This window comes from Pseudomonas sp. SDO5591_S426 (genome assembly GCF_054070755.1).
The window spans coordinates 23,983-45,264 of record NZ_JBSVXD010000028.1 but is presented as its reverse complement, the minus strand read 5'-3'; the positions used below and the strand labels follow the sequence as shown (position 1 = coordinate 45,264).

Below are 21,282 nucleotides of genomic sequence, written 5' to 3'. Positions count from 1 at the left end.
GTTTTGTGTTCGCTGGAGAACTCTGTAGGAGCTGCCGGAGGCTGCGATCTTTTGACCTTCCAGCATCGAAACACACTGAAAAACATCCGGCCGAGCGAGCTCAGAAATCCTTCCTAATCTTCAGGCAACCCATTGAGCAAGGAAGCTCACGATGCCTTTTAACCTGCACCTGTTTTTCATTTTTGTACTGAGCTTTTCCGGCTTGAGTGCGGACGCCGCCACATGCCCCGACTGGCCAGCCGAACGCGCCTCGAACGAAATCGCCGCACTGCAAAAACAGGTTGATACCTGGGACGACAGCTATCACCGCGAAGGCCGTTCACTGGTCGCCGACGAACTCTACGATCAGTCCCGCGCGCGTCTGAGCGAATGGCGCCTTTGCTTCAACCTGAGTACATCCGCAGAACCGTTACGCACTGCACGCGGCACGCTCGCGCACCCCGTCGCCCATACCGGCCTGGACAAATTGCGCGATGGGCAAGCGGTCGAAAACTGGCTGCGTGACCGTACAGATATCTGGGTCCAACCCAAGGTCGACGGCGTTGCCGTGACCCTGATTTATCGCGATGGTGTGTTCATTCAAGCCATCAGTCGCGGCGATGGTACGCACGGCCAGGACTGGACAGCTCCGGCGCAACAGATCGCCGCCATTCCCCAGCGACTCTCACAGCCGCTGGACCTGCTGGTGCAAGGCGAACTCTACTGGCGTCTGACCGATCACATTCAGGCCCAGGCCGGCAGCCTGAATGCCCGCACCACGGTTGCAGGTTTAATGGCCCGCAGGAATTTGAGCGCCGAGCAGGCGACCGGGATTGGCCTGTTTATCTGGGACTGGCCCGAAGGTCCGGCTAGTGTGTCGGAGCGCATCGAAAGGCTGGAGGAACTGGGTTTTCCGCCAACCACGCCGTACAGCCACTCCATCAACAAATTTGCCGATGCCGAGCAGTGGCGCGATCACTGGTATCGCTCGCCCCTGCCATTCGCCAGCGACGGTATCGTTCTGCGGCACAACCAGCGCCCACCCGCCGAACGCTGGCATGCCAAACCACCATTTTGGAGCGTTGCCTGGAAGTACCCCTTCGCCCAGGCACTGGCTGAAGTGCGCAAGGTCCAGTTCAAGATCGGCAGGACCGGGCGAATCACCCCGGTACTGGAACTGACGCCGGTGATGCTCGATGACCGATTAATCAAACGCGTCAGTGTGAGTTCCCTGCAACGCTGGCAAACGCTGGACATTCGACCGGGCGACCAGGTCGCCATCAGCCTGGCCGGCCTGACCATTCCCAGACTGGACTCGGTGGTGGCGCGCAGCATCGAGCGTGCGGAATTGAGTGTGCCGCTGGCGACGGATTTTCATGCGCTGAGTTGTTGGCAGCCGACAACGGGATGCGAAGGTCAGTTTCTCGCCCGTCTGACCTGGCTCAGTGGCAAGCAGGGTCTGGCCTTGCCCCACGTCGGCCCTGGCACTTGGGAAAAACTTTTTGTAACAGGCCGTCTGAACGGTCTGCTGGATTGGTTGACCCTCGATGCTCAAGAGCTTGCTACCATTGATGGTTTCGGCGAGCGCAGTGCTGCGCGCCTTTCGAGCAGTTTCGAGAGTGCCCGGCAACGCCCCTTCGCCCGCTGGCTCAAAGCGCTGGGCATGCCGCCGACCGGCCAGGCACGCCTCGCGGATTCCTGGCAGGCGCTCGCACAACGAAGCACCGAACACTGGCAGGCCGAACCTGGTATCGGCCCCGGACGCGCGACACAACTGAGCTCATTTTTCCGCGACCCACAGGTCCTGGCCTTGAGTGAAACATTACGTGAGGCAGGGATTGACGGCTTTTAGCCACCGACAATGCCTTCCCACCCGGGAACCCAATAGTACTGATGGGCTCAAACAAGCCATCGCCGCTTCGACCCGATTGCCTTTTCACATGGAGCTTTTATGAAATTTCTTTCACCGCTGGCCCTGTTGACCCTTTGCAGCGTAATGGCCGCTCCATTGATGGCCGCCGAAGACGCCCCGGGCCTGACCGGTTGTGCCGCCAAGAAGCAAGGCATCATCAACCAGATCGAACTGGCCAAATCCCATGGCAATGCCGACCAGCAGGCAGGCCTGGAAAAAGCCTTGAGCGAAGTCACCGCCAACTGCACTGACGCCTCGCTGAAGAAAGAACGGGAAAACAAGGTGCTCGACGCCAAGCACGAAGTCAGCAAGCGTCAGGCTGATCTCGACAAGGCCATGAAAAAAGGCGACCCCGAGAAGATCAACAAGCGCAAAGACAAACTCGCCGAATCCCGCAAGGAGTTGCAGGAAGCTGTCGACGAATTGGATAAATAAATCTAAAGATCGCAGCCTTCGGCAACTCCTGCAGGAGTTCGCATTCCATTGTAGGAGTTGCCGAAGGCTGCGAACTTTTCAGCAATCAATGATCCCGAAACTGTTTATGGCACGCACTGCAGGCATCTTCGACTTTCTGCACCGCCGGCCCCAGGTTGCTGGCCTTGTAGGGTTGGACCTGGCTGGCGATCACCAATTCACCGGTGGCGGCTTCAAGGGTGCGGGCCATTTCCTGGAAACGTGCCTGCTTGTCCCAGACATCGCTTGTGGCGCTGGTGTGGTCTTCTTCACGCACCTGAGGAAAATGCTTCCATGGCTCATGGGACAGCGCGTCGAGTTTCACCGCGCCGTCAGCGAACTTCGGACCATCGAACGGAATACGCCCACGCAACATGCCGCCCAGGTCTTCGCCGGTCTTGAGCATTTGCTTGAAAATGGCCTTGCGCTGACCGAGCGGAGAATTGGGATCGACACCGCCGCAAGCGGACAAGGTCAAACAGGCCAGCAATACAACAGAAAGTCTTTTGAGAGTCATGGTGGCTTCAGGTCACGGGAAACGGCGGCCAGTATCCTCGTGTCATCGGCAAACACCAATAGCCCTATTATCAATACGGGTTGCCTGAGCGCATGGAGCACCCAGGCAACCGGCAAAGGAATTACTCCATGAACAGCCGTTTCAAGGCGTGGCGTCACAGCCTGGCCTGGACCCTGCCGATGGTGGCCCTGCTCGCAGGCTGCACCGGTGGCGACAAGCAACAACCGAAAACCCATGCCTTGGCCACTTACTCCAGTGCTACATGGGAAGCGCTGCCGGCAGTGTCGGACACCGACCTCGTCGCCGGTTTCGGTTCATGGCGCAGCGCCTGCACCCGACTCAAGGCCGACCCGGTCTGGGGCGGTACGTGCGCAGCCGCCGCCAATGTGCCGCAAACGGCCAGCGATATTCGCGGCTTTCTCAAGCAGAACCTCGACGTCTACGGCCTGCGCGCCGCCAACAACAACCCCAACGGCCTGATCACCGGCTACTACGAACCGGTTTATCCCGGCAGCCTGACCCAGACCGCCACAGCGAACATCCCGGTGTACGGCGTCCCCGAAGACATGATCATCGTCTCGCTCGACAGCATTTATCCGGAACTCAAAGGCAAGCGCCTGCGCGGCCGGCTCGAAGGTCGAGTGCTCAAGCCTTACGACGATGCCGCGACCATCGAAACCAACGGAGTCAAGGCGCCGGTAGTGGCCTGGCTGACTGATCCAATGAACCTGCAATTCCTGCAAATCCAGGGATCGGGTCGTATCCAGCTCGACAGTGGTCGCCAGCTGCGCATTGCCTATGCCGACCAGAATGGCCACCCGTATCGGCCAATCGGTCGCTGGCTTGTGGAGCAAGGCGAGCTGAAAAAAGAAGACGTAACCATGGGCGCGATCAGTAATTGGGCCAAGGCTAATCCGTCGCGCATTCCAGAGCTGCTCGGCAGCAACCCGAGCTATGTGTTCTTCACTCGCAACCCGGACAGCAACGAAGGGCCGCGCGGCTCGCTCAATGTGCCCCTGACTGCGGGATACAGCGCTGCGGTAGATCGCAAGGTGATTCCGTTGGGCAGTCTGCTTTGGTTATCCACAACCAAACCGGACGGTACTGCATTGGTTCGACCGGTCGCTGCTCAGGACACTGGCGGCGCGATTGCCGGCGAAGTGCGTGCTGACTTGTTCTGGGGCACCGGCGATGCGGCCGGGCAACTGGCGGGAGACATGAAGCAGCAGGGGCAAATCTGGATGCTTTGGCCAAAAGGCGCAGCGCTGCCGCAAGTGCCTCAAGTGGCCGACAAGCTCTAAAAACAAAAGATCGCAGGCTGCACGCTCGATGTAGGAGCTGGCGCAGCCTGCGATCTTTTGATCCTTCTTTTAAGCCGACACCACAAAGAAACTCACGATCAGCCCCATCCCCACAAACCACATCAACGACCGCAGCGTCGCCAGGTCCGTCAGATAGAAAATGATGTAGAGCAGACGACTGGTGATGAACAACACCGACAGCACATTGATCGTCACCAATTCGGCATTGCCCGCCAGATGCGCCACGATCACTGCAGCCGCAAACGCTGGCGTCACTTCAAAGCTGTTCAGCTGCGCCGCATTCGCCCGCTTGCCCAGACCTTCCAGGGAATCAAGAAACCCCCGAGGGTCATGATTGTGTCTCAAACCATATCCGCCGCTGATCTTGGCCACGCCCGTGCACACATACGGCAGGAAGATCGCGATCAAGATGCACCACAGAGCAACCGTCATAAAGCAGTCCCTTTTTCACGTTTCAGAGCAGTCAGAATTTCATCACCAGCATGCCGATCAACACCAGCCCGCAGGCCAGAAGCCTGGGTCGGCCGAAAGGTTCTTTCAGGTAGCGCATGCCGAACAGCACCACCAGAATCACGCTGATTTCACGCAGGGCCGCCGCTTCGGCAATCGAGCCCAGCTGCATGGCCCACAGCACCAGAGCGTAGCTGAACAACACGCAGAAACCGACCGCCAATCCCAACCGCCACTGTTCACGCCAGAACAACTTGAAGGCCGGCCGCTTGCGCACCCACGCCAGCAACGGGAACGGCCAGGCACTGAGCAGCGTGACCCAGACCAGATAATCCAGTGGATGCGACCAACGCCGCAGCGCCTGCCCATCGATGAAGGTGTAGCAACCGATACACAGGCCGATCAGCGCCACCACCGGCAACATCGACCACGGCAGGCGCGCACCACCTCCGCCCTGCCAGAGCAGGCACAACATACCGAGTGGAATCAGCAGGATCCCGAAGATCTGCTGGTTCGTCAGCACCTCGCCGGCAAAAACCAGCGTCAGCGCCAATACCACCAGCGGCGACAATCCGCGCATCAGCGGATAGACCAGCCCCAGATCGCCGACCCGATACGCCTGAATGAGCAAATAGCGGTAGAGCAACTCGAAGGCCGCCGAGGCCAGAATCCACGGCCATAGTTCCAGCGGCGGCAAGGACACAAACGGCAACATCATGGCGACAAACAGCAGCGCCACGCTGTCCATGCAGGCCACGACCAGCAACCGTTCCGCACTGAATTTGATCAGGGTATTCCACGCCGCGTGCAACAGCGCCGCCACCAACACCAACGCCGTCGCAAGCACGGCACACTCCTTATTGTTACCCCAATTTCCACCTGTAGGAGCTGCCGAAGGCTGCGATCTTTTGATCGTGCTTTTTAAAAATAAAAAGATCGCAGCCTTCGGCAGTTCCTACATAAAGCGGATGGAGATTTGATTCGCCATATGTCAGCGGCTGTTTATACTGCAAACGACCACGCCGCACTCAGTTGCACACAGACTAATTCCAATAAAAATCTGCCCTGGCCCGCTCTCGTCGAGAACGGTCTTCGGCATGCGTATGCCTGATCAGAGCGTCAAGACTACCGACAGAGACCTTGCGCATGCCACTCGCTTTGCTTGCCCTCGCTGTTGCCGCGTTCGGCATCGGCACCACTGAATTCGTCATCATGGGCCTGCTGCCCGATGTCGCCCGCGATCTCGCGGTGAGCATTCCCCATGCTGGATTGTTGATCACCGGTTACGCCCTGGGCGTGGTGTTCGGCGCGCCGATCCTCGCGGTCGGTACCGCCAACATGCCACGTAAAGCCACGTTGCTGGGCATGACGCTGATGTTCATCCTCGGCAACATGCTCTGTGCCCTGGCGCCAAACTACGCAACGTTAATGGCAGCGCGAGTGGTCACGGCGCTGTGTCACGGCGCGTTTTTCGGGATCGGCTCAGTGGTTGCAGCCGGGTTGGTCGCGCCGAACAAACGGGCCCAGGCGATTGCCATGATGTTTACCGGGCTGACCCTGGCCAACGTGCTCGGCGTGCCACTGGGCACTGCGCTCGGACAATACGCCGGCTGGCGCTCGACGTTCTGGGCCGTTTCGGTGATCGGCGTGATCGCGGTAATCGCGCAGTGGGTTTGGTTGCCGAAAGACATCGCCATGGACAAGGCCAACCTCGCCAGCGAGTTCAAAGTACTGGGCAAGATCAATGTGCTGCTGGCTCTGGGCATGAGCGTACTGGCCTCGACCAGTCTGTTCAGCGTATTCACCTACATCGCGCCGATTCTGCAGGACATCACCGGCGTCAGCCCCCACGGCGTGACGATCATGCTGCTGTTGTTCGGGGTCGGCCTGACCGCGGGCAGCATGCTCGGCGGCCGTCTCGCCGACAGCCGATTGCTGCCTTCACTGGTCGGTATGGCACTGTCCGTGGTGGTGGTATTGGCCGCTTTCAGCCAGACCAGCCACTCGGTTGTCCCGGCAGCGATCACGCTGGTGCTGTGGGGAATATTTGCCTTCGCCCTGTGTCCGATCCTGCAACTGCTGATCATCGATCAGGCTCACGAAGCCCCTAACCTCGGCTCAACCCTGAACCAGAGCGCGTTCAACCTCGGCAACGCGGCGGGTGCCTGGATTGGCGGATTGGTAGTAGCCAGCGGAGCCGATCTGGCGGATCTGCCCTGGACCGGCGCACTGGTCAGCGGTCTGACCGTCCTGACCGCGCTCTTCTATATCTACCTGCAACGCCGGAGAGCAGGGGAAGAAAAAAACCTGGTCCAGATTGAGCCGTGACCCGATCAGAAATTGGCCGCGGACACCCACGCACCGGGGACAGGCGTTGTGTGAATATTTTCCAAACCGTATAGCCGATTACTGACGCGCACCGGAATGGCCTATGCCAGAGCGTTTCAGGTATTTTTTTGCTGGTCTTCCCCGGCTTTATTGCCAATTGATGCGTGAGGTTTTGCTGCGCCGCATCGGGGCTAAAGTGTCGCTTCCGAACATTTATCAAGGAAGAGGCAAACATGACTGGTGCCATCAGCCAATCAATTTCGACACGTCTTTTGAGTGTCGCGAACACCACCGATCACAACTCACCCACAACCCCGATAGACAATGATTGCGCAGACTTTCAGAACGGTTCCATGCGTATCGGACAGGGTACGTGCGAAGTGTTGGTGCACTGCGTGACAGATCGAGCGCTGACTATCCGGCGCTATGAAGACGGCGTTGTCGAGATGGACCTGAAACTCCCCGACATCGAGCGCCTGGTACTCAGTGGTGGCGGCGCCAAGGGCGTCGCCTTCTCGGGGATGGTCAAGGCACTGGAGGCCGACCAGGTGCTGGACAAGATCCGCACTATCTCCGGCTCATCGGCCGGGGCCATTTCAGCGGCTTTTCTGGCCAGTGGCATGGGCCACGCAGACTTCGACAAGATGTCGGACGAGACTAACCTCGTCGCACTGCTCGACAGTCACAACAAGATTCTCGGGCCGATTCAGCACGTCAGCTCCGTCATCGGCAAGGGCATCGCAAAAGTCCCCGGCAAGGCGGGTAGCATTGGACGGCTGCTGCTCGATCTGATGCCTCGCCTCCAGTCCAAAGCCGCACCGCTGGAAGAACTGCTTCACGAGAAAATGGTTGAGTCTGTTCAGTCACGCTTCAAACACGCCCTTAACGATCCGCAGCGACAGCTTTCACAGGCCACCAAAGACTGCGTTGAGCAAATAAACACCAACGGCTATGTGACATTCGGCGATCTGGCGACACTCAGCAAAGAGCTGCCTGAAATCAAACAACTGAACATCACCGGAACGGCCATGCTCGACGGACGCCCGCAAATGGTGGTGTTCAATGCCAGTCTGACACCGGATATGGATGTAGCCCGCGCGGCCCATATATCAGGTTCGTTGCCCGTCGTTTTTCAGAAGCCTTCGGAACAGGGACTGCCCTTTCAAACTAAGGGAGAGCTAACGTCCTTCCAGGACGGCGGAATCATGCTCAACACACCGGTTCTGGACCTTTACGAACCTCAATTTCCAATGAGTCCGATTCCCGAAAGCGATCAGCTAATCCTCAAGTTCGAGAGCGGGAATAACGACACCAAAAAAGATCGTGGGACCGTGGGCTCGGCACTGGCCGATAAAATCGTCGGCGTTCGCTACGCGGCTCGGGACGCACAAGAAGCAAGCGGCCTCAAGGCCTTTGAAAAGCAAACAATCGTCGTTCCATTGAAGACTGAAAAAGGCGACTTTACGGGTACGTTCAATGGCACCGTCAACTTCAGCATGCCGTTGAAGCACAAAAACCACTTACAGCAAAAACTGGAAGTTGAGGTGAGTGAATATCTGAAACGCCATGAAAGCGGCGAAACCTACACATTCAACTCCATCGGTGGCGCACTTCTGGCCCTCGATGACCAAATGTTCGAAGCTGCAGCGAATGAACTGCAAAACGATCCCGGCTGCGCAGAAGTCATCGACTTCCGCCAAAAATCTCAACAGACGATGACGGACTTAAGCCAAGCCTTGATCGAGGCGAAAGCCACAGGCTCCGACAAGCTGAACCTCACTGCTCCACTGAAAGATGCAATTCACGCTCTTGATCAACTCGGCGACACGCCGGGCAAGATTGAATGGCTGGCGAAAAAGCTCAACCATGGAAACGTTCCGGATTACATGGAGCTGCTTCAAGCCGTTAAACGCATGGATGCCAAGGCAACAGGGCCAAAGTCTGCTGTTTTAACCGCAGCTATCAAAGAAATGGGCGCCCGCGACATCGTAACCAAGAGCGAAAACTTCATTCGCGAAGTGATCTATCCTTCCCTGTACCGTCTTGACCAGCCTGATTCAAACGTCAAGCTGTTAAAGGCAGCAATCGTTGACCTGCGAGAAACTACCAGCGCCGAGGGTTACAACGCTGTACTCAATCGGATTGCCGATCAGTACGTCTCGCGCAACTTCCCTAACTCGTCACGCCCGTTCAATTCGACAACAGTCGATCAAGCCCGAGCATGGGTGATTCCCGGCGGATAAAAACTACGTGCCATTCGGTCGGGCGAGCTTTTGAGGCCTCGCCCGGCTAGTGTTCATCAGACTCCGGCTCGGCTTGGTTTCCCTTATCTTTTGGCGCGCCGGACTCACTGCGGATTTGCGCATGGCTGATCAACGCGAAAATAAAGCTGCCACCGATGATGTTGCCCGCCAGCGTCGGGCCGGCAAAGACCAGAAAAAAATCCTGCCATGGCAATTCACCGGCGAATACCAGGTATGCGACCTCCAGCGAACCCACCACGATGTGAGTGAAATCCCCTAGCGCCATGAAGTAGGTGATGAGGATGATGATCCACATCTTGGCGCTCTCCATGGAGGGGATCATCCAGACCATGGTGGCGATCATCCAACCGGAGATAATGCCCTTGGCGAACATCTGGCTGGCATGGTTTTCCATGACCTTGCGGCCGATGTCGAGGAAGGCCACGTCGGTCTTGCTGTCGAAAATCGGCAATTCCAGCATGACGTAAGCCACCAGCAAGGTGCCGCAGAGGTTCCCGAACAGCACCACACCCCACAGCCGCAGCAATCGACCGAAATTACCCAGGGTGGGTTTGCTCATGATCGGCAGCACGGCGGTCAGGGTGTTTTCGGTGAAGAGTTGCTGACGGCTGAGGATCACCGCGAGAAAGCCGGCGCAGTAGCCGAAACTGGCGATCACCTTGAAACCTTCGTCGTCCGGCAGGCGGGAATTGAGCAAGCCCATGGCCATCAGCGACAGGCCCATGGTCAACCCTGCCGCCAACGCCGACCACCACAGAGCGGCAATGCTGCGCTCAAGTTCCTTATCGCCTTGAGTCCGGATGATTTCGTGCAGCACCGCCGCGCGCGGTGGCTGGTTTTTTTCGACCTCGTGCTGTTCTTTTGCCGAGAGATCGGGGGTCTTGCCGTCTTTTCGAGTGTCCATGGAACTCCTGAACCGCTGGCGTGCGATGTAGTTACGACCCGCGCGGTTCAGATTCCGTTCGTCTTGCTCGAATTAATCGACGCTGCCGTCATCCTTGAACTGGTCCTTGACGTACTTGATCTCGGTCCGGCCATGGGGAGCGGGCAAGCCGTCCTCACCCAGGTTGACGAAAACCATCTTCTCCACCGTCAGGATGCTCTTGCGGGTGATCTTGTTGCGCACTTCGCAAGTCAGGGTGATCGAGGTGCGACCGAATTCGGTAGCGGTGATGCCCAGCTCGATGATGTCGCCCTGACGCGAAGCACTGACGAAGTTGATTTCAGAAATGTACTTGGTGACCACGCGCTGGTTGCCTAACTGGACGATGGCGTAAATCGCCGCTTCTTCGTCGATCCAGCGCAGAAGACTGCCGCCGAACAGCGTGCCGTTGGGGTTGAGGTCTTCGGGTTTAACCCATTTGCGGGTGTGGAAATTCATATTCACTCCTGACCGTCTTGCCGATTGATGCCCGCAATCATGGCAGAGCCCGCGCCAGAGCTCTATCAAGCATCGACTATGGCTTCGATTACCGTTCGGACATTGACCAACAGAAACCCTTTGGAAGATCAGCATAGCCCGCTATAATCGCCCCCGTTTCAAAACGGTAACTTCCACTTGATACCGTTTTCCCGCCACCTGTCCGAGGGGCGCTGCAGCAGGTTCAACCTGTCAGGCTCGGATGGGGCGTTGCCTGGCCTCGGCCGGACACTAAACGCACAACGGCGCCCATTCGCATACATTACGAATGGAGGCTCTTCATGAGCGCTGTCAACACGCCTGCAGATTTCACCGACTACAAAGTCGCCGACATGTCCCTGGCTGCCTGGGGCCGTCGCGAAACCATCATCGCCGAATCCGAAATGCCAGCCCTGATGGGTCTGCGTCGCAAGTACTCCGAAGAGCAACCGCTCAAGGGCGCGAAGATCCTCGGCTGCATCCACATGACCATTCAGACTGCCGTACTGATCGAAACCCTGGTTGCCCTGGGTGCCGAAGTACGCTGGTCGTCCTGCAACATTTTCTCGACTCAAGACCAGGCTGCAGCGTCCATCGCCGCCGCCGGCATCCCGGTTTTCGCCTGGAAAGGTGAAACCGAACAAGAGTACGAGTGGTGCCTGGAGCAAACCATCCTCAAGGATGGCGCGCCTTGGGATGCCAACATGATCCTCGACGATGGCGGCGACCTGACCGAGTTGCTGCACAAGAAGTACCCGCAGGTGCTGGATCGCGTCCACGGCGTGACCGAAGAAACCACCACCGGCGTACACCGCCTGCTGGACATGCTGGCCAAAGGCGAGCTGAAGATCCCGGCCATCAACGTCAACGACTCGGTGACCAAGTCCAAGAACGACAACAAGTACGGCTGCCGTCACAGCCTGAACGACGCGATCAAGCGCGGCACCGACCACCTGCTGTCCGGCAAGCAAGCACTGGTCATCGGTTACGGCGACGTGGGCAAGGGTTCGGCTCAGTCCCTGCGTCAGGAAGGCATGATCGTCAAAGTCTCCGAAGTCGACCCGATCTGCGCCATGCAAGCCTGCATGGACGGTTTCGAACTGGTTTCGCCGTTCATCGACGGTATCAACACCGGTACCGAAGCCAGCATCGACAAAGCGCTGCTGGGCAAGATCGACCTGATCGTGACCACCACCGGCAACGTCAATGTTTGCGACTCGAACATGCTCAAAGCCCTGAAGAAGCGCGCCGTTGTCTGCAACATCGGCCACTTCGACAACGAAATCGACACCGCTTTCATGCGCAAGAACTGGGCATGGGAAGAAGTGAAGCCGCAGGTTCACAAGATCCACCGTACCGGCGCTGGCGATTTTGATCCGCAGAACGATGACTACCTGATCCTGCTGGCCGAAGGCCGTCTGGTTAACCTGGGCAACGCTACTGGCCACCCAAGCCGCATCATGGACGGTTCGTTCGCCAACCAGGTTCTGGCGCAGATCTTCCTGTTTGGCCAGAAGTACGCCGACCTGTCGCCAGCCCAGAAAGCCGAGCGCCTGACCGTTGAAGTATTGCCGAAGAAACTCGACGAAGAAGTGGCCCTGGAAATGGTCCGTGGCTTCGGCGGCGTCGTGACTCAACTGACCAAGACCCAGGCCGACTACATCGGCGTGACGGTCGAAGGTCCGTTCAAGCCGCACGCTTACCGTTACTGATCGGATCCGCTGCCTGCTCTCCCTGTGGGGGCAGGCTTCTCAGGCTTGTGCGTTTTCAAGGGTATGACCATGTCCCAAGATCGTCGCTACAGTTTCGAGTTCTTCCCTACGAAGACCGATGCTGGGCATGAAAAGCTGCTCGCCACTGCTCGTCAGCTGGCTACCTACAACCCCGATTTTTTCTCCTGCACCTATGGCGCTGGCGGTTCGACCCGTGATCGCACGCTCAACACCGTGTTGCAGCTCGAAAGCGAAGTCAAAATCCCTGCCGCGCCACACCTGTCCTGCGTGGGCGACAGCAAGGACGACTTGCGCGGCCTGCTGAGCCAGTACAAGGCCGCCGGCATCACCCGTATCGTCGCCCTGCGCGGTGACCTGCCGTCAGGCATGGGCATGGCCAGCGGCGAATTGCGCCACGCCAATGACCTGGTGGAATTCATTCGTGAAGAGACCGGCGATCATTTCCACATCGAAGTCGCCGCTTACCCGGAAATGCATCCGCAAGCGCGCAACTTCGAAGACGATATCGCCAACTTCGTGCGCAAGGCCAAGGCTGGCGCCGACAGTGCGATCACCCAGTACTTCTTCAACGCCGACAGCTATTTCTACTTCGTGGATCGCGTACGGGCGTTGGGCGTGAACATCCCGATCGTTCCGGGAATCATGCCGATCACCAACTACAGCAAACTGGCGCGCTTCTCCGATGCCTGCGGTGCGGAAATCCCGCGCTGGATCCGCAAGCAACTGGAAGCTTACGGCGATGACACTCCGAGCATTCAACGCTTCGGTGAGCAGGTCATCACCGAAATGTGTGAACGTTTGTTGCAAGGTGGCGCACCCGGTTTGCATTTCTATACCCTGAACCAGGCAGAAGCCAGCCTGGCCGTGTGGAACAACCTGAAGCTACCGCGCTGATCGTCTCCACACAGGTACACGGGCCCTCTTCGGAGGGCTTTTTACATTTAAACGAACCCACGGAACGCTGTAGTTTAATGATGACCGCCCCTTCGACGTCACGCCCACAACTCGTCTACCTGGTTTTCGGTTCCGAGACATACCATCAGGAAGCCGTGTTCAGTATCTCCAGTGCCCTGAGCTGGTTGCGTGAAACACCCGATGCGGCGCTCGACATCCAGGTCTTCAGCGACAACCCGCAGCCCTATCAACACCTGCCGGTGCGCGTGCGCGCCCTCGACGAGGAAACACGCCGACGCTGGAACGAACCCCACGGCTATCATTTCCGCGCCAAGCACGTCGCTTTGCGTACGGTGCTCGAAGAGGCCGAAACCGCGTTGCTGATCGACACCGACACGTTCTTCCACTGCTCGCCGCTCAAGCTGTTTGAACGCGTGCAACCCGGCACGCTGCTGTGTAACGACTACTACACCCACTACGGCAACAACAAAGAAAACGTGCTCTACAGCGCACTGTCGGCCACGCTCATGGAAAAAGGCCTGGCTGACGATCAAATGATGCTGCTCAACTCCGGCGTCATCGGTTTGCACCGCCAGGATGTTCACGTGCTGGATCGCTCGATCGCGCTGATCGACGAGTTGTTCCCGTCCGCCCAAGGCGCCTACACCCTCGAAGAGTTCTGCCTGTCGGTGGCGGCCTATCGGACGCTGGAGGTCAAGAAGTGTCCGGACCTGATCCATCACTACTGGAGCCGCAAGCAATTGTTCAGGGCCAAGGTCAAGGCCTGGGTGGTCAAACATGCCGCGCAACCGACCAGCCAGGCAGCCCTGAACGACACCCGTCGCGTATCGGCCCGGCTTCCACGGCCACCACGATCCCAGCGGATGCTTTACAAAATCATCACCCTGGCACTGCCCGCACATCTGCGTCAGTTCATTCGTGAAATTCTGTATGGCTGCTATGAACATCCCAACGAATTCGACAAAGCCTGCGGGCCGGTCTGGTGGGAAAAGGCCCTGCAAAACCAGCAGGAACGCCTTGGCACCCCGGTTTGCCGGCATTTGCTCGAAGATTGGTTCACCAATGGCCTGGTCAAGCTGATTCTTGGGCAGCGGCGCGAGGCAATCCACGATCACTTGCTCAATTCTCCAAGCAAATAGAGAAGTCGCACGCAATCTGCCCAATACAGCGGTTAAACATGCACGCCAGAGCTTCTCATTAGGCGATAGGCATACTAACCTCAGGCCATGCCCGCCATTGCCCAGTTGCTCACCGTTGTGCTTTTTACTTGCTTTAGCTTCACCGCTTGGGGCGAGAAGCTGCGCATTGTCACGGAACCGTGGGCGCCTTACGTCTATGAGGAGAACGGCAAAGCCCTGGGCCTGGACTACGAAACCACGGCGATCGTCTTCAAGCGCCTGGGCATCGAAGTGGAATGGCAGTTCCTCCCGTGGAAACGTTGCCTGTCGATGCTCGAAACCGGTCAGGCAGATGGCGCGCTGGACATTTTTCACAGCGATGAGCGCGATGCGACACTGCTCTACCCCAGCGAGCCGCTCTCGGAAGTCCAGTTCGTGATGTTCTACGCCAACGAGCGCCCGCACCCGTTTCTCAGCCTCGACGAACTGCGCGGCCTGACCATCGGCACCTCGCCAGGCTACCTCTACAGCCAGGATTTCAGGGACTCGACACTGTTCACCCGCGAACCGGCACCGAGCCATGAAGCCAACTTCGGCAAACTGGTGCGCGGACGAATCGACCTGCTGATCACCGACCGCCGGGTCGGCCAGCATTTGCTCGACGAGCTGAAGATCCGCGACAAGATCACTGAAAACCCGACCATCATCAGCCAGCAAAGCCAGTTTCTGGCGGTACGCCGCAATGCCGGCATGGATTTGCTGGTGCAACGCTTCGGTGCCGAACTCAAGCGCTTCAAGCGCGAACCGGCCTACGCGGAGTTGAGCGCCCGCTACGGCGCCGATCCCAGCGCTGCCGTGAGTCCCGCAAGCGCCACGGCTATACGTGCAAAAACCGTTGAGCAGCAGGAAAGCGGCGCGCAGTGATTGCTCTGTTATACTCCGGCCTTCCCGCCAGGCTCACGCCCGGACGCTCGGAATCGTTCAAGGCATCTCGACCCCGCTACAGCGCAGCTTTTCAGCCCGCGCGAGCGCTCCAGACGAGCCTTCGAGACCGAAGCAGGACCGGACGGGATTGCGTCCTCTTAAACGCTATTCGCGCCAGGCAAGACTCCCATTGGGCCAAGCCCTAACTAAAACAGGATTACTCATGTCCTTTGCTTCCCTCGGTCTCTCCGAGGCTTTAGTCCGCGCCATCGAGGCGGCGGGCTATACCGAGCCTACTCCGGTGCAACAGCGGGCCATTCCCGCCGTGTTGCAAGGTCGCGACCTGATGGTCGCGGCACAGACAGGTACTGGTAAAACCGGCGGTTTCGCCCTTCCGATTCTGGAGCGGTTGTTCCCTAACGGTCACCCGGACAAATCCCAGCGTCACGGTCCGCGCCAACCGCGCGTACTGGTCCTGACCCCCACTCGCGAACTCGCGGCGCAAGTGCACGAAAGCTTCAAGGTCTATGCCCGTGACCTGAAGTTCGTCAGTGCCTGCATCTTCGGCGGCGTCGGCATGAACCCGCAGGTTCAGGCCATGTCCCGTGGCGTAGACGTGCTGGTAGCCTGCCCTGGACGCTTGCTCGATCTGGCCGGCCAAGGCAGCGTCGACCTGTCCCACGTGGAAATCCTCGTGTTGGACGAAGCCGACCGCATGCTCGACATGGGCTTCGTCCATGACGTGAAGAAGGTCCTGGCCCGTCTGCCGGCCAAACGGCAGAACCTGCTGTTCTCGGCGACGTTCTCCAAGGACATCACCGACCTCGCCGGCAAGCTGCTGCACAACCCGGAACGCATCGAAGTCACGCCGCCGAACACCACGGTCGAGCGTATCGAACAACGCGTGTTCCGTCTGCATGCCAGCCACAAGCGTGCGCTGCTGGCGCACCTGATCACCGCTGGTGCGTGGGAACAGGTGCTGGTGTTCACCCGCACCAAGCACGGCGCCAACCGCTTGGCCGAGTACCTGGACAAACACGGCCTGAGCGCCGTCGCGATCCACGGCAACAAGAGTCAGAACGCCCGCACCAAAGCCCTGGCCGACTTCAAGGCCGGTAGCGTGCGCATCCTGGTTGCCACCGACATCGCTGCGCGCGGTCTCGATATCGACCAGTTGCCTCACGTGGTCAACTTCGAACTGCCGAACGTCGATGAAGACTACGTGCACCGTATCGGCCGTACGGGCCGTGCCGGTCGTTCGGGCGAGGCGATCTCGCTGGTGGCTCCGGACGAAGAAAAACTGCTGAAAAGCATCGAACGCATGACCAAGCAGAAAATCGCCGACGGCGACCTGATGGGCTTCGATGCCAGCACCATCGAAGCGGAAAAACCTGAAGTACGCGAGCGTCCGGACATGCGCAACCCGCGCAATCCACGTGGCCCGCGTGGCGACGGTCCGAATGGCGGTGGCGGCGGTAGCGGTCGTAAAGACAAAGGCAAGGACAAGGGCAAGGAAAAACCGGCGTCGGGCGAACGCGGCGAGCGTCCAGCCCGTCAGCAGAAGCCTCGCGAAGGCACTCCGGCCCGTGAACAGCGTCAGCCAAGCCAGCCGCCCCGCGCCGCTGCTGACCGTGCGCCGGACGAGTTCCTGGACGATGATGTCGATAACTTCGGTAACCGCGTCGACTACGTACCGCAGCAGAAACCCGCTCAGGGCCGCGGCCGTCGTCCGGGTGCTCCGGCACAAGGCACCGCTGCAGGTTCGGGCGCGCCACGTGGCGGCAAGCCACAGGGTCGCCAGAGCGGTCCACGCAACAGCGATGGCGCCACCACCGGTACGCCACCCGCCAAGCGCAGCGGTCCACGCAACGGTGCACCACGTGACGGCCAGGCCCGTCGCGAAGATTCGCGCAACCGCCGCCCGGCCCGTGACGATCAACCGAGTTCGGAACCGGCCGTGCAGAACCCGCGCGGTCCTGCGCCGAAGATCATGCACAAGGAGTCGAAGGCTGACCGCTTCCCGACGCCTGAGCAACTGGATCAACTGCCAAGCCGTCCTCGTGGTGAAAAACCGGCATTGCTGACCCGCAATCGCTGATTTATCACTGCAATAAAAAATGCCCCGGTTCGTGAGAATCGGGGCATTTTTGTATGTGCTGCAAAGTGCTTTTGTAGGAGCTGCCCCAGGCTGCGATCTTTTAAAAGATCAAAAGATCGCAGCCTGCGGCAGCTCCTACAGTCTCAGCATTACTTCGCTTTGACACCTTCAAACGTCACGTACAGTTCAACTGCATCGGACGATGGGCCCAGGTCTTTCTGCTTGCCGAAGTCGGAACGCTTAATGCTGAAGTTACCCTCGAAGCCTGCACGGTAGCCGCCCCACGGATCCTTGCCTTCACCCAGGAACGTGGCCTTGACCACGATTGGCTTGGTGACACCGAGGATAGTCAGGTCGCCAGCCACGTCAGCAGTGTCCTTGCCATCGGCGTTTTTGCCGGTAGGTTTGACGCTGGTGGAAACGAACGTGGCTTTGCTGGCGTTCAGGAAGTCTTTGCTGGCGATGTGCTTGTCACGTTCGGCGTTGTTGGTGAACACGCTGGCGGTGTTCACGTTGAACTCGATCTTGCTGGCTTCAGGCTTGGCAGCGTCGAAGCTGAACTTGCCATCGATGTCCTTGAAAGTACCGGTGATGTAGCTGTAGCCCAGGTGGCTGATCTTGAAGTCAACGAAGGCGTGCTGGCCTTCTTTGTCGACCACGTAGTCAGCGGCCATTACGTTACCGGCGGACAACAGGGCGGAACCGATTGCCAGAGCGGCCAGAGTCTTTTTCAACATGCTTTGTTTTCCTTTGGAGTCGAGGTTGAACTTCAGGCTTTGCGACCCAGCATTCGCTTGAGGGTCACATCACGGTCGATAAAGTGGTGCTTCAATGCTGCCAACGCATGGAGGCCGGAAAAAATTACCAGCACCCACGCCAGGTAGAGGTGAATCACGCCAGCGGTATCTGCCTGGTCCGGTAGCCCGGACACCAGTGCAGGCACTTCAAACAAACCAAACACCGGGATACCGACACCTTCTGCGGTGGAAATCAGGTAACCGGCAATCATCACAGCGAACAGACTGAGATACAGAAAGCCATGGCCGAACTTGGCGCCGAGGCGCGTCATGCGGCTGTAGCTGGACAAGGTCGGCGGCGGCGGGCTGACAAAGCGCCACAACACACGCAACAGCATCACACCCAGCAACACCAGGCCGATGCTCTTGTGCAGGTCCGGCGCGTCTTTGCGCCAGGTGCTGTAGTAGTCGAGACCGACCATCCACAGCCCCAACGCGAACAGACCGACAACCGCCAGCGCCACGCCCCAGTGCATGAAAATGCTGACCCAGCCGTAGCGGGAAGTAGAGTTTCGTAGCTGCATTGCCTAGATCCCTGTAAGTGCTGGCCCAAGACTATCGAGTTATCTATCGAATTAAAGCCGAAAATTTCGCTTTGAAATATCGAGAAAACCGATCAAGAGTCTGAAGCAAGCGAGTTAAGGAAAGATTAAAGTCGAAATTGTGAAAAAAAGTGAATACAAACCAGAGAACACCTGTATCAAAAGGTTTATTCGATGGCTACCGCCGATTTTTCTCTGGGCAAAAAAAGCGCGGCCCTTAAGCCGCGCTTTTTACGCATGTACGTTACGGTGCCTGGTCTCAGTCCTCTCCGACCCGCCTAATTGTGGTACACGGGACGAGGCTGTAAACAGTCAGGATCGTACGGATTTATATCGCATTTATGGGCCAGTTCATGGCCGTATCTCCGCCTGTATTCCTCAGTAAATAACTCGGCATTTGCACAACCAGAAAGGACTATCAACAGGATGATCAATGTCAGTTCTTTCATGTGCTCTCCAGTTTCTGAAGAGCATAGAGTTCAAGGTCAAGCGCTACCCATCATTCCCTTCTGATTCGCTTGTGGGAAGTCTCTGATGTATCGCTGAGGCGTGTAGGACTGGCAGACAACGCCGCGATGTCTCATTTTGATGACAAAAAAAAGCGCGACCCTCGGGCCGCGCTTTTTTTACATCTGACCGTTACTGAGCCTTGGACTCAGTAGTCGCCGCCGGTTTGGCTGCTGGCTTCTTCGCCGGTTCAGCCTTTTTTGCCTGAGCCTTGGCCGGGGCTTTCTTGGCCTCGGTTTTGGCGGCCGGTTTCGCCGGGGTCTTGGCTGGAACCTTCTTGGCAGGCTCGGCTTTCACTGGCGTCGCAGGCTTCGGCGCTTCGACCGGGGCCGGTGCAGCGGCCGGGGCTGGTGTGGGGGCAGGTGCTGGGGCCGGTGCTACCGGCTCAGGTGCCTTGACGGGCTCTGGCTTTTTCTCGTCGTCCGAGCCGCCGAACAGGTTCGTGAAGAAGTTGCCCTTCTTCGCCGCGACTGCACCAGCGCCTGCCGCTGCAGCCGCCGCCACCGGAGCCACTTTCTCTGGTTCGAACGACTTGCCCGCCGCCAGATCTTCGACCTGACTGGCCGCTCGCTGACCGGTACGCAGCGCACCTTCCAGGGTGCCCGGGTACAAGGTGTCAGTGTGTTCGCCGGCAAAGGCTACGCGCTGAATCGGACGTTCCCACAGGCGCCAGAACTTGCTGATCTGGCCCGGGCCGAAGGCCAGGTACGCGCCGCCCATCGATGGGTCGGTGCTATAGCGACGGATTTCATAACCGGTGAACGAACCGCGCGCCTGTGGATAAAACGCATGCAGACGAATCAACACCTGATCGACCATCTGCTTGTCGCCGAACGCCTGCATCACGCGCGCGTTGTCGCCGGACAGGTTGATCACCACATTGGCGCCGCCCTTCAGGGCTGGCTCGATCCACAACATGCCAAGGCCGGCGTTGCTGAAGATCTCGCCGGACATGCGCGCCTTAGGCTCCCATACCGGGGTCTTGAACTTCAGCATGATCTGGTCGCGCCAACCGTAGTTGGTGCCCTTGATCGCAGCCAGGTGCTGGGCGTCCAGCGCCGGGGTCATCTGGATCTTGTTCAGGGCGCGCAACGGCACGGCCAGCACGACGTAGTCCGCCTGATAGCCAACGCTGCCGACTTTGACGGTAACGCCATCCTTATCCTGGATGATCGCCGAGACAGGCGAGCTGGTCTTGATGGTTTTCAGCTGTTTGACGAAGGCCTGGGCCAGCACCGGGCTGCCACCGACCAGACGCGAAGCCCGCAGGTCACGATCGGAAACACCACGGTACACGCGGCTCTGCTGAGCAAAGTACAGCAGCGAGATGCGCGAAGGTTCGTCATAACGGGTGCGAATCTGCTGGTTCACCAACTGACGGGCGGTGGCCGGCAGGTTCAGGCGATCCAGCCAGTTGGACACGTTGATCTGGTCCAGGGCATGCAGCGTGCTGTTGGCGGCCGGGTTCAGCGGGTCGTCAATCGAGCGCGCCAGGTCGTCCAGGGTCTTTTCGTAGCGCTTGAGCGCTTCGGCAGTGGCCGGTTGCTTGGTCGTCAGGTCAGTGGCGGAAAAATACTCGCCATCGATCAGATAACTTGGGGTGCGCACGAACTCAGGGGCTGGCGTGGTGCTCAACTTGAAGGTCGATACGTACTTGTTCAGCACTGGTTGGGTCTTGTCGTTGCCGATCCACTCGCTGGTGGCCATGCCGGAGCGACCGCCCAGGCTCGGCTTGGCTTCCAGCAGCGTGACCTGCCAGCCCTTGTTCTGCAGCTCATACGCTGCAGTGAGGCCCGAGACCCCGCCGCCGATCACGATCGCGGTTTTATCCTTGGCCAGCGCAGATACGCTGAACAGCCCCAACATCACCAGCGCACAGGCGCGCAGCCAACCGACAGACATTCAGCGAACTCCGGAAATACACGAAAAAATAGCGGTTTTGCGAGCCAGACAGCTCAAGAACCGCGAAGGATACGTCAGCCTTCAAACGCCCGCCAGCAGCGTCTATCGGCCTATACAAAGTA

Annotated in this window: 18 protein-coding genes and 1 riboswitch; of the genes, 10 read left to right on the top strand and 8 right to left on the bottom strand. The window is 58.7% G+C overall.

From position 1 onward, the window contains the following. Positions 1-151 precede the first annotated feature (151 nt). Positions 152-1,831: an NAD-dependent DNA ligase LigB gene (ligB, locus tag ACW9JC_RS08935; protein ID WP_457454737.1), complete on the top strand. Its 1,680-nt coding sequence runs from the start codon at positions 152-154 to the stop codon at positions 1,829-1,831. Positions 1,832-1,930: 99 nt separating this feature from the next. Further along, the gene (locus ACW9JC_RS08930) at positions 1,931-2,326 is read left to right on the top strand and encodes a DUF1090 domain-containing protein (protein ID WP_338583634.1); all 396 of its coding nucleotides are present in this window, start codon (positions 1,931-1,933) and stop codon (positions 2,324-2,326) included. An 85-nt stretch (positions 2,327-2,411) separates the two neighbouring features. Here ACW9JC_RS08930 and ACW9JC_RS08925 read toward each other — a convergent pair whose 3' ends face one another. Beyond that, a complete protein-coding gene (locus tag ACW9JC_RS08925) occupies positions 2,412-2,861 on the bottom strand; it encodes a c-type cytochrome (protein ID WP_416127653.1) in 450 nt (149 codons plus the stop codon). A 128-nt stretch (positions 2,862-2,989) separates the two neighbouring features. On the opposite strand from ACW9JC_RS08925, the gene mltA reads away from it, so the two are divergent. Then, the gene (gene mltA / locus ACW9JC_RS08920; protein ID WP_457454734.1) at positions 2,990-4,162 is read left to right on the top strand and encodes a murein transglycosylase A; all 1,173 of its coding nucleotides are present in this window, start codon (positions 2,990-2,992) and stop codon (positions 4,160-4,162) included. A gap of 69 nt (positions 4,163-4,231) precedes the next feature. Here mltA and ACW9JC_RS08915 read toward each other — a convergent pair whose 3' ends face one another. Beyond that, positions 4,232-4,615 carry an MAPEG family protein gene (locus tag ACW9JC_RS08915; protein WP_338583637.1) on the bottom strand — a complete coding sequence of 128 codons (384 nt, stop codon included), beginning with the start codon at positions 4,613-4,615 and terminating at the stop codon, positions 4,232-4,234. A gap of 31 nt (positions 4,616-4,646) precedes the next feature. Continuing rightward, a complete protein-coding gene (locus tag ACW9JC_RS08910; protein ID WP_457454732.1) occupies positions 4,647-5,480 on the bottom strand; it encodes an EamA family transporter in 834 nt (277 codons plus the stop codon). 299 nt (positions 5,481-5,779) lie between these two features. Here ACW9JC_RS08910 and ACW9JC_RS08905 point away from each other — a divergent pair, with 299 nt between their 5' ends. Beyond that, entirely contained in the window at positions 5,780-6,961 is a 1,182-nt protein-coding gene (locus ACW9JC_RS08905) for an MFS transporter (protein WP_457454731.1), read from the top strand. A gap of 233 nt (positions 6,962-7,194) precedes the next feature. Next, the gene (locus tag ACW9JC_RS08900; RefSeq protein WP_457454730.1) at positions 7,195-9,204 is read left to right on the top strand and encodes a patatin-like phospholipase family protein; all 2,010 of its coding nucleotides are present in this window, start codon (positions 7,195-7,197) and stop codon (positions 9,202-9,204) included. Positions 9,205-9,250: 46 nt separating this feature from the next. Here ACW9JC_RS08900 and ACW9JC_RS08895 read toward each other — a convergent pair whose 3' ends face one another. Then, positions 9,251-10,129 (bottom strand): formate/nitrite transporter family protein, encoded by an 879-nt coding sequence (locus ACW9JC_RS08895; protein ID WP_457454728.1) that lies wholly within the window; start codon positions 10,127-10,129, stop codon positions 9,251-9,253. Positions 10,130-10,201: 72 nt separating this feature from the next. Beyond that, positions 10,202-10,606, bottom strand: coding sequence for an acyl-CoA thioesterase (locus ACW9JC_RS08890; RefSeq protein WP_457454726.1), 405 nt, complete (start codon positions 10,604-10,606; stop codon positions 10,202-10,204). A 198-nt stretch (positions 10,607-10,804) separates the two neighbouring features. Beyond that, a riboswitch (S-adenosyl-L-homocysteine riboswitch) is annotated at positions 10,805-10,903 on the top strand. 23 nt (positions 10,904-10,926) lie between these two features. On the opposite strand from ACW9JC_RS08890, the gene ahcY reads away from it, so the two are divergent. The 5 genes from ahcY (at position 10,927) to ACW9JC_RS08865 (ending at position 17,412) form a co-directional block, all read left to right on the top strand. Further along, entirely contained in the window at positions 10,927-12,336 is a 1,410-nt protein-coding gene (ahcY, locus tag ACW9JC_RS08885; protein WP_457454725.1) for an adenosylhomocysteinase, read from the top strand. A gap of 69 nt (positions 12,337-12,405) precedes the next feature. Then, positions 12,406-13,251, top strand: coding sequence for a methylenetetrahydrofolate reductase [NAD(P)H] (gene metF / locus ACW9JC_RS08880; RefSeq protein WP_338583645.1), 846 nt, complete (start codon positions 12,406-12,408; stop codon positions 13,249-13,251). Positions 13,252-13,328: 77 nt separating this feature from the next. Continuing rightward, positions 13,329-14,411 carry a hypothetical protein gene (locus tag ACW9JC_RS08875; RefSeq protein WP_457454723.1) on the top strand — a complete coding sequence of 361 codons (1,083 nt, stop codon included), beginning with the start codon at positions 13,329-13,331 and terminating at the stop codon, positions 14,409-14,411. Positions 14,412-14,498: 87 nt separating this feature from the next. After that, positions 14,499-15,314, top strand: coding sequence for a substrate-binding periplasmic protein (locus ACW9JC_RS08870; protein ID WP_457454722.1), 816 nt, complete (start codon positions 14,499-14,501; stop codon positions 15,312-15,314). 223 nt (positions 15,315-15,537) lie between these two features. Then, positions 15,538-17,412: a DEAD/DEAH box helicase gene (locus ACW9JC_RS08865; RefSeq protein WP_448109646.1), complete on the top strand. Its 1,875-nt coding sequence runs from the start codon at positions 15,538-15,540 to the stop codon at positions 17,410-17,412. Positions 17,413-17,561: 149 nt separating this feature from the next. Here ACW9JC_RS08865 and ACW9JC_RS08860 read toward each other — a convergent pair whose 3' ends face one another. From ACW9JC_RS08860 to ACW9JC_RS08850, 3 genes are all read right to left on the bottom strand, one after another. Continuing rightward, positions 17,562-18,149, bottom strand: coding sequence for a YceI family protein (locus ACW9JC_RS08860; RefSeq protein WP_457454721.1), 588 nt, complete (start codon positions 18,147-18,149; stop codon positions 17,562-17,564). 32 nt (positions 18,150-18,181) lie between these two features. Continuing rightward, positions 18,182-18,733 carry a cytochrome b gene (locus ACW9JC_RS08855; RefSeq protein ID WP_338583651.1) on the bottom strand — a complete coding sequence of 184 codons (552 nt, stop codon included), beginning with the start codon at positions 18,731-18,733 and terminating at the stop codon, positions 18,182-18,184. Positions 18,734-19,390: 657 nt separating this feature from the next. Next, the gene (locus ACW9JC_RS08850) at positions 19,391-21,160 is read right to left on the bottom strand and encodes a flavin monoamine oxidase family protein (protein ID WP_457454719.1); all 1,770 of its coding nucleotides are present in this window, start codon (positions 21,158-21,160) and stop codon (positions 19,391-19,393) included. Between the last annotated feature and the right edge of the window lie 122 nt (positions 21,161-21,282).